Source organism: Marinomonas atlantica, from assembly GCF_001639725.1.
Taxonomy (GTDB): Bacteria; Pseudomonadota; Gammaproteobacteria; order Pseudomonadales; family Marinomonadaceae; genus Marinomonas; species Marinomonas atlantica.
In genome coordinates, this window is sequence record NZ_LTAW01000016.1 from 1 (window position 1) to 19,615 (window position 19,615).

Genomic DNA, 19,615 nt, shown 5'->3' on the forward strand with positions numbered 1-19,615 from the left:
TTATCTGATTATCTATTTTAAAGAGCGTCTGACTTCGTTACCGCTTCGTTGTTGTGAAGCGTTGTCCGTGTCAGTGGAGGCGTATAATACGCATCTGAATTTTCAGTGCAAGCGGTTTTTAAATTAATTTAATAAAAACGCATCATTCTTTTAAATAGCGCCAAATTTGCTTAATAAACAATCACCGCCACCATAAAACAGTTCATAAAACGTACTAATCGCCACCCTGCTTCTAATGATGCCTCACATCTAGCCTAAATTGACCGGTAACTTACGTGTAATAGAAATGCTTTGTGGTGTGATTTGTGCCTGATAAGCCAATACCTCAACCCCTATCTCTACCACCTCCTTTATAGCTTCTGCATACTTAAGGTCGATATGTGCAGCCGGTTTAACCGATTCAATCCCAGTATGCGATACACAGAACATCAGAACTGCTCTATGCCCTGCTTTCACCATTTCAGCAAGTTCATATAAATGTTTTCTACCTCTCTCCGTTACAGCATCTGGAAAATATCCCTGTCCATCTTCTTCTAACAACGTGACATTTTTTACTTCAACATAACAAAGCGGCTTTTCTTCACTGCTCAGCAGCCAATCTATACGACTACTATTACCATACTTAACCTCCGCTTTTTGTGAGGTATAACCAGACAGCTCGGGAATAAGATCTTGCAGTATCGCTTCACCTACAACCTTGTTTGGTAACCCCGTATTGATACAAGCAAGATGTTCATCATCCACTTCAACAAGTTCCCATGTATAGGCCAGCTTACGTTTTGGGTTATCACTTTTTGACACCCAAACACGTGCATACTCTTGTTGGCATCGACGCATTGAACCTGTGTTAGGACAATGGGCGATGATGACCTCCCCATTAGGAAGCTCAATATCGGACAAAAAGCGTTTATAGCGTTTGAGTAATCTGCCTTCTATTAACGTAGGAAACTGCATAATGAGAATGTCCTTATGAAAAAAGGGATTTTTTACAAGTGACGAAAATCACCAAGCTAAAATTTAAGCAGCACATTATAGAATATCAAACATCTGATTGATCTAAGGCAAGCGTTTCATTTTTTAGAGATGCACAAAAAATGAGTGGGCGCTATATTAGATTTCAGACAGAGAGCAACGGATTGCTTCAGCCCTCAGGATGAGGGCTCTGTCTCCTATTAAGGATAAAACTTGCGCTGCATGGATGCAGCAGGAAACTTTCCTCATAGCCCGCCAAGAACAACCTATTATGAAAACAATTGATCGCAATTGTTAAAGCTTATAACAATTAAATATACCAACTATCCTATATAGGATATGAGCCCCCTCTTTATTCTTGCCATTCTGCTTACATGCTCTCCCCAAAAAACTAAAAAACAAAATAAAGAGGAACACATGAAAGCATCTAATCTAAGTGCACTTATTGGAATAGGCGCCAGCCTTCTGGTATCACACTCAGCCCTTGCAACAGAGAATGGAGCGCCCTCCACAGCTCCAGGCATTTATGGGTTTAGTGCAGGCTTTATGCCACCTGTCACCGATATTGGCAATTTCTCTATCCGTAGTTCATATTACAATGCGAACAAAAACCTCAATGCTAACGGAGATGAAAACCTGACGGATTTTTCTCAATCCGTTAAAGCACTCTCTCTAACTTATATAAAAATGACGGAAAAGACATTCCAAAATGCCAGCTATGGTTACGGTATTGTAGTACCTTTTTTAGAGCTTAAAATTGATGGCATGGTTCCAAATACACCTATCAATATTAATGGCAAGGATACCGGTCTCGGAGACATTCAAGTTATTCCATACATTCTCCAATGGCACCCATCTCCTAATTTAGCCACGAATACCCAACTACAAATACAAATCCCAACTGGCCATTACGATAAGAACGACACTATTACGACAGGCCTGAACCACTATACATTTTCTCCTGCATTCAACTTTACCTATATGACCGAGTCTGGTTTCGAAGTATCGTCTAGCTTTCAGCTAGATATTAATACCGAAAATAAAGATACCAACTACACCAGCGGCACCGAATATCGACATGAGTTTGCCGTGGGCAAAAACTTTGACGCTTGGACACTAGGACTGGGTGGTTTTTACTATAAGCAGCTAACGGATGATAAAGGTCCAAACGTGATAGACGGTAATCGTGCAGAAGCCTTCGCTGTAGGCCCAGAGCTAAGCTTCTTCCGCCCAGGTTTACCTTTTGTATCATTCCATGCTTACACAGAGCTTGATGCAAAAAACAGAACACAAGGCTATACCGCCGCACTGTTAGTCTCGCAAAGCTTTTAATCTCTAATGTAAGTGAACAACGGCAATAGTCCCCCCTTTCTATTGCCGTTACTCTGCCTTTATTACTCCCCGCAACCCCCCTTCAGCTACAATCGAACACAAAGCAGGCCTTCCTCTGTAAACTGCATAGTTAAATATTTATATAACAACGCCCTACACAACCATTATTGTTGTGAACAAGCTTCAGACCTCACGCACATGGAGCGTCTGCTTAAGTCGTATTGAATTTTAGAAAGGTCGGCACGTTGTTTGTATTAAAGTTATTCAACTTAGCAATGTTTTCGATAATTTATTGGTTACACTGTCAATATTGTTGGAGTACTTAAGGCTGGATATGAAAGTAGAAGAGATTTATCGTCGGGATTTAAATCTGTTAGTGGCGTTGCAAATTCTGGTTGAAGAGCGCAGTGTCAGCCGAGCTGCAGAACGCTTGAACTTGAGTCAATCTGCAATGAGCCGTGTTCTGGGTAGATTGCGCAGCTTGCTGTCTGACCCTTTGTTTACCCGTCAAGGCCAGCATCTAGTTCCAACAGAAAAAGCCTTATCTATAAATAAGGCACTAGACGAGCCTATTGGGTCTCTTAGACAACTCTTGTCCCCCATTGAATTTGACCCCAAGTCTTGTGACCAAACCTTCACCATTGTCACAACAGATTATGCGATGCAAACAATTTTACCGTTTGCATTACCTCGTATATATCAGGAAGCGCCTAATGTTGCGTTTGAGTTTCTGCCACTCCAAGACGAGCATTTGAAAGAACAACTCACCTACGGCCGAGCTGATTTAGCTATTTGTCGTCCGATATACTCTATTGACTCCTTACAATATGGAGAGCTCGGACGTGTTGGTGTGTCGTGTCTTGTTTCTAAACATCATCCATTAGCCGATAAACAAATGTGTCTGGAAGATTATTTGCATTTTCCTCATGCCATGATTGCCATTAGTGATGGGGTAAAATCGCTTATAGAACAAGCACTCGAAGGCCATCCTAAACGACGTATGGTGCTTAGGGCATATCATTTAGAAGCTGCACTGGCCATTGTCGACACAATGCCATTAATTATCACAGTACCCGCTGATTTAGCCTACTTAGTATCAGAGCGTTATGACCTGACGGTAAAACCTCTACCCTTCCATTTTACACCGTTTGATTATTCAATGATTTGGCATCCTCGCTGTGATCACTCACCTGCACAGGAATGGTTAAGGAGTATTGTAAAAGAAGAGTGCAGCAAGCTAATCGCTAAACGTGTGATTGATATGGGGCTGGATGCTGATACCACAGCTTTACCTAAGTAATCTTTCGTATATGCGCCTTGATCATACTGAAACGCCATCATAAAGCACTAATGATAACAATTTTGCCATCTCACAATCCCGCCAAAAAGCCCAAAAACTGGGCTAAAAGCACCTCAAACGCACCATTTTAATACATGCATATTATGCATGTATTACTTCACTTTTTATCATTTGAGTCCCCCCAGGATACTCTCTACACTCCGCCAATCCAGTAGCTGAGCGCTGTTTCTATCCACTTTCGCTAAGGCACTGAGCTTGCCCCCTACCGAGCTAAATAAAGGGCAATCTCATCACCATAGGCATTATTAAGAGCAATTTATGTTTACTTTCCGATTTCCACTCCTAGTTTGGCTGGGCATAGGGATTTTGATTACCAGCCTAGGGATCAGGCAATCCTTTGGTATTTTCATGACGCCTATTTCCGACTACTTTCAGACGGGACGAGAGTTCTTTAGCTTTGCTATAGCATTGCAAAACTTACTGTTCGGCATGTTCCAACCATTTGTGGGAATGGCGGCCGACCGTTGGGGTCCAAAGCGCATCATCATTTTAGGTGCTATTTCTTACGCTTTAGGTCTGTACCTAACGTCAATCACCACAGAGACAACAGTAGTATATCTATCATTAGGTATGCTAGTAGGGTTTGGTCTAAGTGCTACCAGCTACGTGATCGTACTCGGTGCCGTGGCTAAAGTGGTTCCCGCACAACATGCTGCGAAAGCCTTTGGCTTAACCACAGCAGCAGGCTCATTTGGCATGTTTGCTATGATCCCTGGTGCGCAATCTTTGCTGAGCACCTATGACTGGCAAGGTGCCCTGCAAATATTCGCTGTAATGTGTAGCTTCATGATCATGTTTGCAGTGTTTATCAATACGGCAAAGCGAGAAGACAGCTCAGGGCACCCTGTACACGAAGATACACAGACAATAAAAGAAGCCCTGAAAGAAGCGTTTGCACACAAAGGGTACTGGCTAATTATTGCTGGCTTTTTTGTCTGCGGTTTTCATGTCATGTTTATTGCCACTCACCTTCCCAGCTACGTGATGGATAAAAACTTACCGCCCTCAACGGCGGCCATGGCACTAGCTTATGTGGGTATCTTTAACATCGTTGGGTCTTACTTCTGGGGTGCTATGGCAGACCGCTACAGCAAACACTATGTGATGGCAGCTCTTTACTTGGTGCGTACGGTTGTAATCGCCACGTTTGTAATGCTACCGACCACCGAAATGTCGGCGATTATCTTCGGTGCAGCAATCGGTTTCTGTTGGCTAGGAACAGTGCCAATTACCTCCGGTTTAGTGCGTCAGATATTTGGTGCACGGTACTTATCAACGCTATACGGATTGGTGTTTTTCGCACACCAAATAGGCAGTTTCTTGGGCGCATGGGTCGGAGGCGTAATCTACGACTACTACGGATCATACGATCCGATTTGGTGGTCAGCCGTAGTACTCGCCTTTATCTCGGCACTGATCCATCTGCCTATTAATGACAAACCCGTCCCACGCTTGAATGCGGTAACCGCATAATAGTAAAAGGCTCCCAACATAAGATGCTGGGAGCCTTTTCTTGCGTAGACGAGTTCAAGCGTGAGAACGCTGAACCACCCACTGAATATGATCGAGAAACGCTTTCACTTTTGCCAATGGGTATTTGCGCCCCGAATAGAGGGCGTATAACACCAAGTCTTCCGGTTCATCTTCCCATAAATCGACTTTTACTAACGTTCCTTCATCCAACTCTTTACGGCAAGCCTCTTCAGGCAGTATTGCAAACCCCAACCCTTTAAGCGCGGCCGCCTTTGCCATATGACCACTATTGACCTTATAACAAGACACCACATTGACAGCTCCTACTTTTTTGAACTGCCATGGCATACCTTGCAATACTGATAAGCTGGTAATACAAGCATGCCGACTCAGCTCAGAGACTGAATTAGGCTTAGGACATCGCTCTAAGAGACAAGGAGACGCTACAACACAACTCGGCCATCGCACTAACTCCCTTGCCACCCAGCCTGAATCCTCTATTGCGCCACGGCCAAAGCGAATAACAACATCAAAACCTTCCAATAACCCTTCTTCTGGATCAAGTTGGGTATCGCAGCTTAGCTGAATATTCGGATGTTGATGGCAAAACTCGGCCATCGCCTCCGCTAAAAATGGCAAGTCAGGGGTAATCACTTTTAAATGCCCCACAATGACATCGCCATTTTGATGCGCTTCGTGCAGCATGTCCCCCATGGCAATCAAGAGAGGCGATAGATTGTGGTAAAACCTTTCACCCGCTTCGGTCGCAATCATTTTTCGCGTAGTACGCTCTAACAGTCGGACGTTTAACGTTTGCTCCAGTAAAGCCACGTGACGACTCACATTCGATTTAGGCAACTGAAGTGACTCCGCCGCACGTTTAAAACTCAGCTGTTCATAAACCTTCTGAAAGCTAAGCAGCCACTGTAACTCAATATTTTCTAACACAACTATCTCATTTAATGGGACAAACAAACCAAAATCAGCCCGTTTATCCTACTCAATCCCCCTGTAACAATCACCTTATCTCGTAGCAACTCGGAACATAAAGATGAAAACAGTGAAACACATGGCCATTATAGGCGCAGGGGTGGCAGGCTTAGCGCTCGCCATCTTGGCTCGAAAACAAGGTATTCAAGTGACGTTATATGAGCAAAACAAAGACTACTCTACGATTGGAGCGGGCGTGACACTGTGGCCTAACGCCACCTTTGTCATTGAACAACTAGGGCTGATGGATGAATGCCAGAAATACTGCGGTCGACCGAGATTTGTACGTCAATTTGACCCGCAATCGACGCTCGTCAATCAATTTGACATCGGACCATTAGAAGACCTTTGCGGTTTGCCCACCTTCACCGTATTAAGACAACATCTTATTAAAATACTGGCGAGCCAACTCAAAAAACATGATGTAGCCATACACTTTAACACCCCCATCACAACGGAGCAGATTCCGCTGTTACAGCAGCAATTTGATCTCGTTGTCGGCTGCGATGGGCGCATGTACTCCCCGACTCGCCATCAGCTGTATCAAGACTCCGCCTCAGCTGTTTATCAAGGCTTTATCAATATCATCGGCATTAGCGATATAGACTTGGAGCCATTCGAACAGGCCATTCATGACTATCGAGCAAACGGCGAACGCTTTGGCATTGTTCCCGTTGCCAATCAGCAATGCTATTGGGCCGCCGCATGGCCCTGCGCACTCGACCGCTCTAGACTCGAAGAAAGTTGGTATGAGGAAATGCAGCAACGCTTCCAACATTGGCCATCCAAGATTCAACTGGTATTCAGAACGTCTCGCCCCAATAGCCTAAAACGAATCTTTGTACACGACCTCGACCCTCTCCCCTACTGGCACCGAGACAACCTTGTCATCATAGGAGATGCCGCCCACGCCCCTTTACCCACCTCTGGACAAGGTGCCGGCCAAGCCCTCGAAGATGCTTGGCACTTATCGCAACGCCTTAATGAAGCAAAGCCCCTTAATGACCTATTAACGGGGTTTTATAAAGATCGCATCCATAAAACGACGATGACCCAGCAGATAGGCAGGCAAGTCGCACAGCAGATTTTTCACCAAACAACACAACCAACCGAGCCCAAACCCAGTATATCGGCGCATCAACTGAGCGAACTCTACATGCAAGGCTTACACAAGCCTTAGCACCACAAAAGCAAAAGTGGACTGGGAGTGCTTTACATCAATCGCCTGACCAACAGACAACAAAAAGCCCGCTAGATAGCGGGCTTGAGAGTGTTTATTGCTGTTCAGTGCAAGGTGTTACCTAACGCTGAATTATTCCCACTCGAATATCAATCAAAAGAAAAACCATCAATATAACAGCTAGTTAGAAAGGTGGTTTTTCTCGATACCATCATCTATACCATGCACAGATTTTTTTGATTTTTTGCAGTTCGTCGACGTTTTAGTTCCGCTTTGGCCTAAGCTGAGGATTCTTGCATATCACGACGCAGCTCTTGCTTCTCTTCGGTAGTAAGCATTCGCGGACGCGATGCAACTCTATCCACCTTACATCTCAAACTTTTCGCGGCGCCGCTCTTGCCGCTCCTCAGAGGGCAATCAACGCACTGCGGATTGGCCCTCTTCAGCCTGTACCACAGACCAACGCATACTCTCTGCCTTGACCTCTGCTGCCTGTGACGCTCGGCACTCTTGTACACTCGTACCGCCTTTCAAACTTATACTAAAAAAATCGTTAATTTGTCACTATAGTAGTAATAAAACACAGCCACAGTGATGGTTTTTATGTCATTCATTTTAATGAAGCAATGATTATCATATATTTTATATTTGCCACAATAATAACATTAAAAACATAATTTACGATATAATTGACATCATAGTAACAATCTTAGAGGCATGTATGTTATCTCTTTATACCGCTTATGATTTGCAAATGGATCTCAAAGAGTTTATCAAGTCCGCTCGGAAGAAAGATAAACTCAGCGTTCAGAAGATGGCAGATCTCTCTGGCGTGCCTTACGCGACGATCCGAAAGTTTGAGTCATCTGGCAACATCTCATTGCGTCAGTTCCTCATGCTTTATGAAACAGTCGGTGACTTGAAAAAAGTGAAAGAGCTGACAAAGTCGTCTGAGCCTGAATTTAAATCAATAGAGGATGTTCTTCGACATGCTTAAATCAGCCCTAACCGTAAAACGAACGCTTAGCACAGGTGAAAAGATACTTGTCGGCAAGCTCGTTGAGAATAGTAAGCAAAGCTTCTTTCAATTTGATGAGGCTTATTTAGGCGCTCACTCAACGTCTCTGGCTCCGTTCAATTTAAAGGCTGATACAAGCTTGCAAGTGGCGCCTAGAGAACCACATTACGGCGTTCATGGGGTTTTTGGAGATAGTCTCCCTGATGGTTGGGGTCTTTATCTCATGGATCGCGTATTTAGACTGAACGACCGTAACCCAAAGGAAGTTACCGCCCTAGAGCGTTTGGCTTACCTCGGTGAAAGGTGTATGGGGGCGTTGAGCTATGAACCTGAATTAGACTTACTTGATGAGTCCAAGGAGTCAATTGATATCATTACCCTTGGCCGAGCTGCGATTGAAGAGTTTGAAGGCACCGAGTCTGCTTTGCTTGAGCACTTGATGAATACTGGCGGATCGGGTGGTGCTAGACCCAAAATGAATGTTACACGTTTATCGAATGGGCAATATTCAACATTAGATGACGCACTAGGAACAAAACTGATCGTAAAGCTGACATCTGAAAATTTTGACTTGAAGCACTCTGAATCATTAGTCGAATATTGCTACATGCAGATGGCCCGAAATGTCGGCATTGAGGTTCCCAACTTTGATTTAATTGATGCGGGTAATGGACGATTTTGGCTAGAGCAGGAACGCTTTGATTGCACTGAACAAGGCGGTCGAATCCATATGATTTCTGCGTGCGGGTTGTTAGATGCGGCGTTTCGAGAGCCTTCTATGGACTATGTAGATTTAGTTAAAGCGTCGCGCATCATGTGTAGTGTCACTGAATCTCAGAAGCTCATTAAGCGCTGCATGTTTAATTACCTAACGGTTAACCAAGATGATCACAGTAAGAATTTCAGTTTCCTTGCCAGTGACACCGATAACTGGATGCTATCTCCTTTTTACGACATTGTTTATAGTCCCAACCCTTACAAAGAACATATGACGGCATTTGGTGGTAATGGTCGAACGCCAAAGAGCGCACTAGATCAGTTAGCGGCTCAGTCGGGATTGTCTTCAAAGAAAGCGATCATGGTTATGGCAGAGGAAATATTTGAAACAACACGCTCGTTTAGTCATGAGGCCAAACATCTGGGCTTGTCACATAGTCTCATCAAGGAAATAGATAAGGATATGATAGAAAAATTTAAGGCGCTGTAAGTGTAAAATAAATCAAATTCACCATAACTTATCAACCTACCTTCCCATATCATATTTATTAAGAACGAAAAATAAAGAGTCATCAGCCCATGCTATCGGAACAGTAGTAAAGGACGGTCCATTTAATTAGCCTCATTTTATCGATTTGATCGACCTGTAATCACCCCCTAAATAGTGGCATACCATTTTGGAGTTCTTCTGCATACACTGAGTGAATCAGGGAGAACTCGCTATGAAAAAATCACGCTATACCAAAATTCAGATTTTTTAGATATTAACAGCAATTTTATTTAATTTGGCAATGGCCTCACTCGGTAAAATCAACTCCGCTGCGGCTAAATTCTGTTGTAAATGGTTAGTTGAAGATGTTCCTGGTATTAATAGAATATTAGCTGAACGCTGAAGCAACCAAGCCAAAGCGACTTGCATTACTGTGGCGTTTAGCGATACCGCAACTTCTTCTAGAATAGATGATTGTAATGGTGTAAAGCCGCCAAGTGGAAAGAAAGGTATATAGGCAATGCCTTCTTTTGCTAGCAGTTCAATAAGTGCATCGTCTCTTCTATGCACTAGATTGTATTGGTTCTGTACACAAACAATTGGCGCGATACTGCGTGCTTCTTCAATTTGATTTGCAGTAACATTACTGACACCTAAGTGATGTATCAGACCTTCTTTTTGTAACTCGGCCAGTACGGATAATGGTTCTGCAATAGAGCCTTCGGCTGGGCCATGAGCATCAAACATAGCTCGCAGATTGACTACCTCGATTTGTTCTATGCCAAGGTTGGTTAGATTATCATGTACGGCTTGAATAAGTTCAGGCTTTGAAAAAGCGGGCAACCATTCGCCTTTCTCATTGCGACGAGCACCAACCTTAGTCACCAATGCAAGTTCTTTACTATAAGGGTGTAACGCCTCACGAATAATTTGGTTCGTAATATGTGGGCCGTAAAAATCAGAGGTATCGATATGGTTAACACCACTTTCTATTGCGGCTTGAAGGACAGCAATAGCTTCTTTTTTATCTTTAGGTGGACCGAAAACGCCGGAGCCAGCCAACTGCATAGCACCGTAACCCATTCGGTTGATTGTTTTATTACCGAGCTTAAATGTGCCAGCCTGTTGAATGTTAACCATGGTGATTTTCCTATGTGAAATGTTGAGTAGATAATCTATTCTAGGTCTGATTAATTTGTGCGACAATCCATTTAATTAGGACATATTGTGCGAGATTTAGAACAATTAAGTCACCTATGAATGATATCGCGGCATTTGTTGCTGTTGCCAAAGCCGGCGGTTTTCGTGAGGCGGCAAGAGTAGAAAATATGAGTGCTTCACGTTTAAGTGATGCCATACGACGCTTAGAAGAGGAATTGGGAGTGCGATTGTTTCATCGTAATACTCGCAGTGTTGTCCTTACGGAAGTAGGTATGGTTTTGTTAGAACGTATGAATCCTATTATGAGTGAATTTAATTCGGCGTTAGATATGGTCAATCTATATCGTGATAAACCCGCGGGTAAACTTCGTCTTAACGTACCTGTTAGTGCTGTAAAATTAATACTGCCAGCCATTGTCCCTGCATTTTTGGAAGCCTATCCTGATATTGAACTTGAAGTGACGGCGGAAAGTAATGTTATCAATATTATTGATGCAGGTTTTGATGCTGGTATTCGTTATGACGAGCGACTGGAACAGGATATGGTCGCTATTCCTATTGGCCCACGCCAACAGAGATATGCGTTAGCCGCTGCACCTAAATTGTTAGATAAATTAGGTCGACCAACTCACCCTCGCGACTTATTAAAGTATCCTTGTTTAACGGGGCGATTTCGTTCGGGGGTAGCCAATACTTGGGAATTTGAGAACGATAATAAAATTATAGAGGTCAACGTTTCAGGTCCTTTAGTGGTTAATATAGGTAGCGCTGTAGATCTTTCTGTTGATACTGCGGTTGCTGGCACCGGTGTTGTTTATTTGTTTGAGGAATGGTTACAACCCTATTTTGATTCAGGGCAACTTGAACCTATTCTTGAAAATTGGTGGTTGTCTTTTAGCGGGCCGTATTTGTATTATTCTGGTCGAAGATTGGTGCCAACTCCCTTACGGACATTTATTGATTTTGTAAAAAGTAGGGATATAAATTAATAATGCGTCTGCCTACTCGGCTCAAACGTTAAGGTTGAAATAAACGAAACTGGTTTTCTAACCAATAAAGAGAAAGTAACACTCCCTAAACAAGATACGGTTCTAATATCTCTTCTAGCCACTGTTTAAAACACCGAACTCGTTTTGATAGATTACGCCGATGAGTAACGACTAAGGATGCAATAAGTGGCTCAGGGCGTAGATTTGGTAAGACCTCCACCAGCCTCCCATTTTCTATATGACCATTAAGAGCGGGTTGCCCTGCCTGAATAAGCCCAACCCCAGCCAACCCGCATTCATGATAAGCTTGCACATTGTTTACCTGTACTGCCCCCGGCAACATAAGCGATTTATAACCGTCCTTATCAGGATATTCCCAACCACCTTTTTCACCACCCAGAGTTGGGCTGTAATGAACCATTTTATGCCCATGAGTTATGAGGTCATTTAGTGTATGGGGGGTGCCATGACGGCGCAAGTAATCAGAACTGGCAACATTAATCATCCGCAGTCGGCCCAATGGTAACGCCACTAACGTTTCATCCACAATAGGACCAAAACGAATAGCACAGTCGAAGCCTTCACGCGCTAGATCGACTCGTCGGTCCGTACTGGAAAGCTCCAATTCAAGTTCTGGGTGCGTAGAAAGTAACTGAGGAATAGCAGGGATCACGACACTTCGAGCCATTTCGGTTGACATATCGACTCTTAATTTCCCCACCAAAGAGGCTTCTTTGGCAACAAACATCATTTCCAACTCTTGCGCTTCAACCAGAAGATCGGCTGCACGCTTATAAAATGCTTGACCATCCTCTGTCAGTTGAACTCTACGCGTGGTGCGATGAAATAATGCAATTCCCAATTCTTTTTCTAAATCGCGAACGGATACAGAGGCCCGACCTTTAGGAATACCCAGTGCTTCGGCGGCGCGGGTAAAACTGGCCATTTCTGCCACTCGACAAAAAATAGTTAAAACATTGAGATTCTTCATTGTTACCAAAATCCATAACAGTTAGTTATTTTTATACTACTTTATCTACCTTAATTAAACCAATAATCTAGTCTCATCTGTTATCAATAAATAATTTTCACTGAGGAACTTGTAATGAAAGAACATAATTATCCTGTAAATAGCGTCGTTGTTTATCACTCTGGCTACGGTCACACAAAACGAATGGCCGAGGCAGTTGCCGAAGGTGCCAGAGCAACACTAATTAGCATTGATCAAGATGGAGAGATAAACAAGCAAGACTGGGAAGCGTTAAATAATGCTGATGCCATTATCTTTGGCTCTCCTACCTATATGGGAGGCCCCAGTTGGCAGTTCAAGAAGTTCGCTGATTCCTCCTCCAAAGCTTGGTTTGAAAACCGTTGGCAAAACAAAATCTTCGGCGGTTTTACGACTAGTGCAAGTATCAATGGAGATAAGCTCAACACACTCAATTATTTTGTACTCCTTGGCGCGCAGCATGGTGGTATCTGGGTCAGTATGGATATCAAACCCGCTAACCTAAAAACGTCTGATCGGAACGACCCCAATTGGCTAGGATCCTACATCGCCCCTATGGGACAAACGCCTGCCGATGCGCCAGTTGAAGAAATGCTCATAGGGGATCTGGAAACAGCCAGCCGCTATGCTGCTCGAGTGGTCTCAGTGGCTAGGCAGTTGCGCCAGTCAAACTCTATATGAGCTGTATTATGCCGAAATTGATAAATTTTAAAGCAAGGAGAAAAACATGAAGTATAACCAACTTGGTCAAACCGGGCTTTATGTTTCTGAGCTTTGTCTCGGCACCATGACTTTAGGGGGCAATGATGATGCAGGTAAGTGGTCAAATATTGGTGCCGTAAAACAAAATGAAGCAAATGCCATGATTGGACGTGCTTTCGATGCCGGTATTAATTTCATCGATACCGCTGATATTTATTCTCACGGTGAGTCAGAACGGGTGGTTGGACAAGCACTGAAAGAACTCGGCATACCACGCGATGAAGTTATTCTTGCAACGAAAACCGGTGGGCTGATGGGGCCAAAGCCCAATCAGAACGGCGCGTCACGAGGCCATATTATGGACTCATTTCAACGCAGTTTGGAACGGTTGCAACTAGATCATATCGATCTCTACCAAATTCACGCCAGTGATCCGATCACACCGATAGAAGAAACACTGCGGGCATTAGATGATCTAATCCATCAGGGTTTGGTGCGCTATGTCGGGGTTTCAAACTGGAACGCAGGTCGTATCGGTAAAGCTTTGGGCTTAAGCCAAGCACTACATACCAACCGAATTCAGACACTGCAGGCTTATTACTCTATTGCCGGACGTGATCTTGAACGTGAGTTGATGCCTCTGGTGAGTGAAGAGAAATTGGGCTTACTCGTATGGTCACCACTGGCGGGCGGTTTATTGTCTGGAAAATTCGGTCCCGGAGCACCCACGGAAGAAGGAGCGAGACGCAACAACTTCAACTTTCCACCGGTAGAGTTAGACCGAGCTTGGCAATGTGTTAGAGAGATGCGCTCCATTGCCCAGGCTAAAGGAGTGTCTGTGAGTCGTATTGCGTTAGCTTGGCTATTAAGCCGTCCGGCGGTCACTAGTGTGATTACCGGTGTGAAACGTATGGAACAACTTGAAGATAATCTCGGAGCTTGTAACGTTGTATTAAGTACTGACGAGTTAGCGCGTCTTGATAACGTCAGTGCCCTACCACCTTACTATCCCGGCTGGATGATTGCCCAGCAAAATGAGTACCGTCAACCGCCATCATCAGAGCTCCAAGTTTAATCTAGAAAATATTAGCTTACGTCGCTTTTTATAATTATCAACACTGAAAACAGTTAGGAGTAATACCATGTCTAAAGGCTACCTTATCGCACACCTTACCGTCACTAATGCTGATTTATATGCGGAGTACGGTAAAGCGGCTGAAGCCGCAGTCAAACCATTCAATCCCAAGATTGTGGCTTGGACTGGGCAATATGAAAATCTCGAAGGAGAAGCTCACCATGAGCATATGATTTTTGAATTTTCCTCTTTTGCCGAGGCTAAACGCTTTTATTACAGTGACAGCTATCAGGCCGCGAAAAAGTTACGTGCCCAGGCGGCTACTGGCACGTTTGTTCTTGTTGAAGGGGTTGAATAAGACCATCAAAGCCTTTGCGATATAACTGTCAATCCTTTGATTTGGATATAAACACTGCTAAAACTGCGGCATATTCTGGAGCCAAAAATACAAATTCGTAACCTATCGATAATAATTCATAAAAAAAGCCAGTCAGTAATACTGGCTGGCTTTTCATTTATCTTCTAAAGGCTTTAATCGCTATTTATAGCCAGCCCTACTCCCACTCGATCGTAGCAGGTGGCTTAGACGACACGTCGTAAGTCACGCGAGAAATGTGCTCGATTTCGTTGATAATACGACCAGACACTTTCTCTAGTAGATCGTATGGAAGGTGTGCCCAACGCGCTGTCATGAAGTCGATGGTTTCTACAGCACGTAACGCAACCACGTATTCGTAACGACGACCATCACCTACAACACCCACAGATTTCACTGGTAGGAAGACAGCAAACGCTTGGCTTGTTTTTTCGTACCAGCCTGCGTTACGTAGCTCTTCGATGAAGATAGCATCCGCGCGACGTAGGATGTCGGCGTATTCTTTCTTCACTTCACCAAGGATGCGCACACCAAGACCTGGTCCTGGGAATGGGTGACGGTACACCATGTCGTACGGTAGGCCTAGCTCTAGACCAAGCTTACGCACTTCGTCTTTGAATAGCTCACGTAGTGGCTCGACCAGTTGCATCTTCATGTCTTCTGGAAGGCCGCCAACGTTGTGGTGCGATTTAATCACGTGCGCGCCACCGGTTTTACCCGCTGCGGATTCGATGACGTCAGGGTAAATCGTACCTTGCGCTAGGAATTCGACTTCCGTCAGTGTTGTCGCTTCTTCATCAAACACGTCAATGAAGGTATTACCAATCACTTTACGTTTCGCTTCTGGGTCAGATACGCCGCTCAGTTTGCCAAGGAATAAGTCTTCCGCGTCAACGCGAATCACGTTAACACCCATGTTCTGCTTGAACATGGCCATTACTTGATCGCCTTCACCTAAACGAAGCAGACCGTTGTCAACGAAGACACAGGTAAGCTGTGTGCCGATGGCTTTGTGAAGCAACGCGGCGACAACAGATGAATCAACACCACCTGACAGTGCCAAAAGCACTTTCTTATCGCCTACTTGCGCTTGCATGCGCTCGATCGCGTCTTGTGCGATGTTCGCTGGCGTCCATAGGGTTTCACACTGACAGATATCAACAACGAAACGCGATAGGATGCGGCCACCTTGTAGCGTGTGTGTTACTTCTGGGTGGAATTGCAGACCGTAGAATTTTTTCGATTCATTGGCCATGGCAGCAATCGGACAGCTTTCTGTAGAAGCCATCAATGAGAAGCCTTCAGGCATTTTGTCTACTTTATCGCCGTGGCTCATCCACACATCCAATAATGGTACGCCATTATTAGCAATGTGGTCTTCGATGCCTTCTAGTAAAGAGAAGTCACCGTGGGTACGAATCTGTGCGTAACCAAACTCACGAATTTCAGATCCTTGAACTGAACCGCCCATTTGTTCCGCCATGGTTTGCATGCCGTAACAAATACCCAATACAGGTACACCCAGTGTGAACACTTTTTCAGGGGCACGTGGAGAACCTTCCATTGCAACCGACTCAGGACCACCTGCTAGGATGATACCGTTCGGATCAAAATCGATGATCTCTTGGTCGTCCATGTCAAACGCACGAACTTCACAGAAAACACCAATCTCACGTACACGACGCGCAATCAGCTGCGTGTATTGAGAGCCAAAATCAAGAATAAGAATTTTATGAGCGTGGATATCTTGCGACATTGTTAGCTAGTCCTTCGCTCCTACCCAGTAAGAGCTGTTCAAAAAAAAAGAAGATGGGACGCAGAAACTACGCCCCATCTTGGTTTTAATCTATCAGCGCTTAAACGTGATAGTTTGGTGCTTCTTTAGTGATGGTCACGTCATGAACGTGACTCTCACGCATACCTGCACCGGTAATTTGAGAGAATTGCGTTTTCGTACGCATTGTCTCGATGTCTGCTGAGCCAGTGTAACCCATTGAAGAACGGACACCGCCCATCAATTGAAGTACAACAGCCGCCATAGGGCCTTTAGAAGGTACGCGACCTTCAATGCCTTCAGGAACAAGTTTCTCTACGCCACTGCTCGCATCTTGGAAGTAACGATCAGAAGAACCTTGAGACTGAGACATCGCACCTAGCGAGCCCATACCACGGTAAGCTTTGAATGAGCGACCTTGGAATAGAACCACTTCACCTGGTGCTTCATCGGTACCTGCAAGCAAACCACCAACCATGATTACGCTTGCACCGGCTGCGATCGCTTTAGCGATATCACCAGAGAAACGTACACCACCGTCAGCAATAACTGGAATATTACGCTCATTCATCGCCGCAGCAACGTTCGCTACCGCACTGATTTGAGGAACACCCACACCTGCAACAATACGTGTTGTACAGATTGAGCCTGGACCAATCCCAACTTTAACGCCATCGGCACCCGCGTCAGCCAACGCAATCGCTGCTTCTGCCGTAGCAATGTTGCCACCAATTACTTGTACTTGAGGGAAGTTTTCTTTTACCCAACGTACGCGATCGATAACACCTTTAGAATGGCCATGTGCTGTATCAACAACAATCACGTCAACGCCGGCTTCCGCTAGTGCTTTAACACGATCGCCAGTATCTGCACCGGTACCCACTGCGGCACCAACACGAAGACTGCCGTTTTCGTCTTTGCATGCCAGCGGGAAAGTTTGCGCTTTATTGATGTCAGTAACAGTGACCATACCGCGTAGTTCAAACTGCTCGTTCACAACCAGTACTTTTTCAATACGGTGTTCGTGCAATAGTTTACGGATAGAGCCGCTTGATGCGCCTTCTAGTACAGTTACTAGACGCTCTTTTGGTGTCATGATATCAGCAACAGTTTTGTCGAAATCTTTGATGAAACGAACATCACGGCTGGTGACGATACCAACGAGGTCTTTACCTTCTACAACAGGTACACCAGAAATGTTGTTTGCGGCCGTTACTTCCATCAACTCACGGACGGTTGCAGTCGGGTGAATCGTAACTGGATCCGTAACGATGCCGCTTTCGAATTTTTTAACGCGACGAACTTCCGCTGCTTGTTGCTCAATCGTTAGGTTTTTGTGGATAATGCCCATGCCGCCTTCTTGGGCTAAGGCTATCGCCATGCGGTGTTCTGTCACCGTGTCCATGGCAGAAGAAACAAGAGGAATATTAAGTTCGATGTCCTTTGTGATGCGCGTTTTAAGCTTTACATCATTAGGCAGAACTTCAGAATAGCCGGGGATAAGCAATACGTCATCAAACGTTAATGCTTCTTGTGCAATTCGTAACATAATAGGGAATTTCCAATGCCAACTGGGTTTAAGATGGCAAGTAATTCTACTCCAACATTATGAATCGGTAAATCAAAACCAAGTGAGATTGATGAAAAACTTTACAACTTTGCACAGTTCAGAACCTACTTTCACTGTCTCGGAATTGAACCGCCAGATTCAGCAACTACTAGAAGCCAGTTTACCTTGGATATTAGTAGAGGGAGAGATCTCTAACTTGGCGCGTCCGAGCTCTGGGCACTGGTATTTTTCCCTCAAAGATGATCGCGCTCAAATCCGCTGCGCCATGTTCAAAGGCAAGAACATGGCGGTCAAATTTAAGCCCAAAGACGGTGACATGGTGCGTTTGCGCGCACGCGTTACCTTCTATGGTGCGCGCGGCGATTGTCAGCTGATGGTCGAAGGGATGGAGGCCGCTGGTGAAGGCGCATTACAAGCTGCATTTGAGCGTTTAAAGAACCAGCTACAAGCAGAAGGTTTATTCGAACAGTCACATAAAAAACCGTTACCTAGCCGCCCTGAGCGAGTCGCCATCATCACTTCTTCGAAAGGAGCCGCGGTGAAGGATATGGTGATTGCGTTCAAACGCCGCTTCCCACTCACGGAACTGACCATTCTGCCTACCTTGGTTCAAGGCAATGGTGCCGCGGTCAATATACGCCAGCAGCTTGAGCGAGCTGATGTAAGCGGTCACTTCGATGCGATCATTGTCGGGCGTGGCGGTGGCTCGCTGGAGGATCTCTGGAGCTTTAACGACGAAGCGCTTGCGCGCGCCATTTTCAAGGCAAAGACGCCAGTGGTGTCCGCTGTGGGTCACGAAGTGGATTTTACCATTGCCGACTTCGTTGCCGATGTGCGAGCAGCAACCCCTACTGCAGCGGCGGAGCTACTCAGCCCAGACATACGTAACCTAGAGCAGAAAATTACACATTTTGAGCATCTGTTTACACGCCGCTTTGAACAAACCCTGCAACAGCACCAACAGCGCTTAGACTTTTTGATCCGGCGTATTCGTCACCCTAAAGAGCGAATAGAACAGCAACAACAGCGCCTCACGCAGAGCAAACAGCGTTTACAAAGTGCCCTACAGAGCCAATTGAAACAACGTCAGGTAACGCAGCAACATGTGTCACAGCGTTTAATGTACGCCGCTCCCATTAAAAAGATTCAATCGCATCAGGAACGCATCGAGGCGTTACAACAACGTATGCGTTTAGCATTGGAGCAAAACCTGCACCGAAAACAAGATCGCTTTGCCAATGTGGTGGCTAAATTAAACTTAGTCAGCCCTTTGGATATTTTGTCTCGTGGTTACGCGATTGCCAGCAAAGGCAAACACGTGGTTCGCTCCGTGGAAGATGTCCAAACAGGTGATGCCATTAAAGTTCGTGTCGCAGATGGCACCATCGACTGTGAAGCCAAATAATCGCCATTCGCCACAGTGTCTG

Annotated in this window: 17 protein-coding genes; 11 read left to right on the forward strand and 6 right to left on the reverse strand. The window is 45.0% G+C overall.

Annotated features, from left to right (window positions below; genetic code table 11):
- Nucleotides 1–249: 249 nt before the first annotated feature.
- The gene (gene sfsA / locus AYW75_RS17925) at nucleotides 250–954 is read right to left on the reverse strand and encodes a DNA/RNA nuclease SfsA (RefSeq protein WP_067102497.1); all 705 of its coding nucleotides are present in this window, start codon (nucleotides 952–954) and stop codon (nucleotides 250–252) included.
- Nucleotides 955–1,389: 435 nt separating this feature from the next.
- Here sfsA and AYW75_RS17930 point away from each other — a divergent pair, with 435 nt between their 5' ends.
- From AYW75_RS17930 to AYW75_RS17940, 3 genes are all read left to right on the forward strand, one after another.
- Nucleotides 1,390–2,304 carry a SphA family protein gene (locus AYW75_RS17930; protein WP_082856589.1) on the forward strand — a complete coding sequence of 305 codons (915 nt, stop codon included), beginning with the start codon at nucleotides 1,390–1,392 and terminating at the stop codon, nucleotides 2,302–2,304.
- Between the two features lie 334 nt (nucleotides 2,305–2,638).
- Nucleotides 2,639–3,604 carry a LysR family transcriptional regulator gene (locus AYW75_RS17935; RefSeq protein ID WP_067102500.1) on the forward strand — a complete coding sequence of 322 codons (966 nt, stop codon included), beginning with the start codon at nucleotides 2,639–2,641 and terminating at the stop codon, nucleotides 3,602–3,604.
- Nucleotides 3,605–3,922: 318 nt separating this feature from the next.
- Entirely contained in the window at nucleotides 3,923–5,137 is a 1,215-nt protein-coding gene (locus AYW75_RS17940; protein ID WP_067102503.1) for an MFS transporter, read from the forward strand.
- Between the two features lie 54 nt (nucleotides 5,138–5,191).
- Here the strand turns inward: AYW75_RS17940 and AYW75_RS17945 are convergent, their stop codons facing one another.
- Complete coding sequence (locus AYW75_RS17945) at nucleotides 5,192–6,085, reverse strand: LysR family transcriptional regulator (RefSeq protein ID WP_067102506.1); 894 nt, start codon at nucleotides 6,083–6,085, stop codon at nucleotides 5,192–5,194.
- A gap of 103 nt (nucleotides 6,086–6,188) precedes the next feature.
- Between AYW75_RS17945 and AYW75_RS17950 the strand changes: the two genes are divergently transcribed.
- From AYW75_RS17950 to AYW75_RS17960, 3 genes are all read left to right on the forward strand, one after another.
- A complete protein-coding gene (locus AYW75_RS17950) occupies nucleotides 6,189–7,307 on the forward strand; it encodes an FAD-dependent monooxygenase (protein ID WP_067102509.1) in 1,119 nt (372 codons plus the stop codon).
- 721 nt (nucleotides 7,308–8,028) lie between these two features.
- The gene (locus AYW75_RS17955) at nucleotides 8,029–8,304 is read left to right on the forward strand and encodes a helix-turn-helix domain-containing protein (RefSeq protein ID WP_067102512.1); all 276 of its coding nucleotides are present in this window, start codon (nucleotides 8,029–8,031) and stop codon (nucleotides 8,302–8,304) included.
- Nucleotides 8,297–9,532 carry a type II toxin-antitoxin system HipA family toxin gene (locus AYW75_RS17960; protein WP_067102517.1) on the forward strand — a complete coding sequence of 412 codons (1,236 nt, stop codon included), beginning with the start codon at nucleotides 8,297–8,299 and terminating at the stop codon, nucleotides 9,530–9,532. The genes AYW75_RS17955 and AYW75_RS17960 overlap by 8 nt, the downstream gene beginning before the upstream one ends.
- A gap of 267 nt (nucleotides 9,533–9,799) precedes the next feature.
- On the opposite strand, the gene AYW75_RS17965 is transcribed toward AYW75_RS17960, so the two are convergent.
- On the reverse strand, nucleotides 9,800–10,672 hold the full coding sequence (locus AYW75_RS17965; RefSeq protein ID WP_067102520.1) for an aldo/keto reductase family oxidoreductase: 873 nt from the start codon (nucleotides 10,670–10,672) through the stop codon (nucleotides 9,800–9,802).
- Between the two features lie 116 nt (nucleotides 10,673–10,788).
- On the opposite strand from AYW75_RS17965, the gene AYW75_RS17970 reads away from it, so the two are divergent.
- Nucleotides 10,789–11,682 carry a LysR family transcriptional regulator gene (locus tag AYW75_RS17970; protein WP_197478976.1) on the forward strand — a complete coding sequence of 298 codons (894 nt, stop codon included), beginning with the start codon at nucleotides 10,789–10,791 and terminating at the stop codon, nucleotides 11,680–11,682.
- 85 nt (nucleotides 11,683–11,767) lie between these two features.
- On the opposite strand, the gene AYW75_RS17975 is transcribed toward AYW75_RS17970, so the two are convergent.
- Nucleotides 11,768–12,673 carry a LysR family transcriptional regulator gene (locus tag AYW75_RS17975; protein ID WP_067102526.1) on the reverse strand — a complete coding sequence of 302 codons (906 nt, stop codon included), beginning with the start codon at nucleotides 12,671–12,673 and terminating at the stop codon, nucleotides 11,768–11,770.
- A 114-nt stretch (nucleotides 12,674–12,787) separates the two neighbouring features.
- On the opposite strand from AYW75_RS17975, the gene AYW75_RS17980 reads away from it, so the two are divergent.
- The 3 genes from AYW75_RS17980 to AYW75_RS17990 all read left to right on the forward strand — a co-directional run bounded on the left by AYW75_RS17980 (nucleotide 12,788) and on the right by AYW75_RS17990 (nucleotide 14,826).
- Nucleotides 12,788–13,372 carry a flavodoxin family protein gene (locus tag AYW75_RS17980; protein ID WP_067102529.1) on the forward strand — a complete coding sequence of 195 codons (585 nt, stop codon included), beginning with the start codon at nucleotides 12,788–12,790 and terminating at the stop codon, nucleotides 13,370–13,372.
- A 46-nt stretch (nucleotides 13,373–13,418) separates the two neighbouring features.
- A complete protein-coding gene (locus tag AYW75_RS17985) occupies nucleotides 13,419–14,468 on the forward strand; it encodes an aldo/keto reductase (RefSeq protein WP_067102531.1) in 1,050 nt (349 codons plus the stop codon).
- Between the two features lie 67 nt (nucleotides 14,469–14,535).
- Entirely contained in the window at nucleotides 14,536–14,826 is a 291-nt protein-coding gene (locus AYW75_RS17990; RefSeq protein ID WP_067102534.1) for a DUF1330 domain-containing protein, read from the forward strand.
- 196 nt (nucleotides 14,827–15,022) lie between these two features.
- Here AYW75_RS17990 and guaA read toward each other — a convergent pair whose 3' ends face one another.
- Nucleotides 15,023–16,600, reverse strand: a complete 1,578-nt coding sequence (gene guaA, locus AYW75_RS17995) for a glutamine-hydrolyzing GMP synthase (protein WP_067102537.1) — start codon at nucleotides 16,598–16,600, stop codon at nucleotides 15,023–15,025.
- Nucleotides 16,601–16,700: 100 nt separating this feature from the next.
- Entirely contained in the window at nucleotides 16,701–18,167 is a 1,467-nt protein-coding gene (guaB, locus tag AYW75_RS18000; RefSeq protein ID WP_067102539.1) for an IMP dehydrogenase, read from the reverse strand.
- 91 nt (nucleotides 18,168–18,258) lie between these two features.
- On the opposite strand from guaB, the gene xseA reads away from it, so the two are divergent.
- On the forward strand, nucleotides 18,259–19,593 hold the full coding sequence (xseA, locus tag AYW75_RS18005; RefSeq protein WP_067102542.1) for an exodeoxyribonuclease VII large subunit: 1,335 nt from the start codon (nucleotides 18,259–18,261) through the stop codon (nucleotides 19,591–19,593).
- The last annotated feature ends 22 nt before the right edge of the window (nucleotides 19,594–19,615 follow it).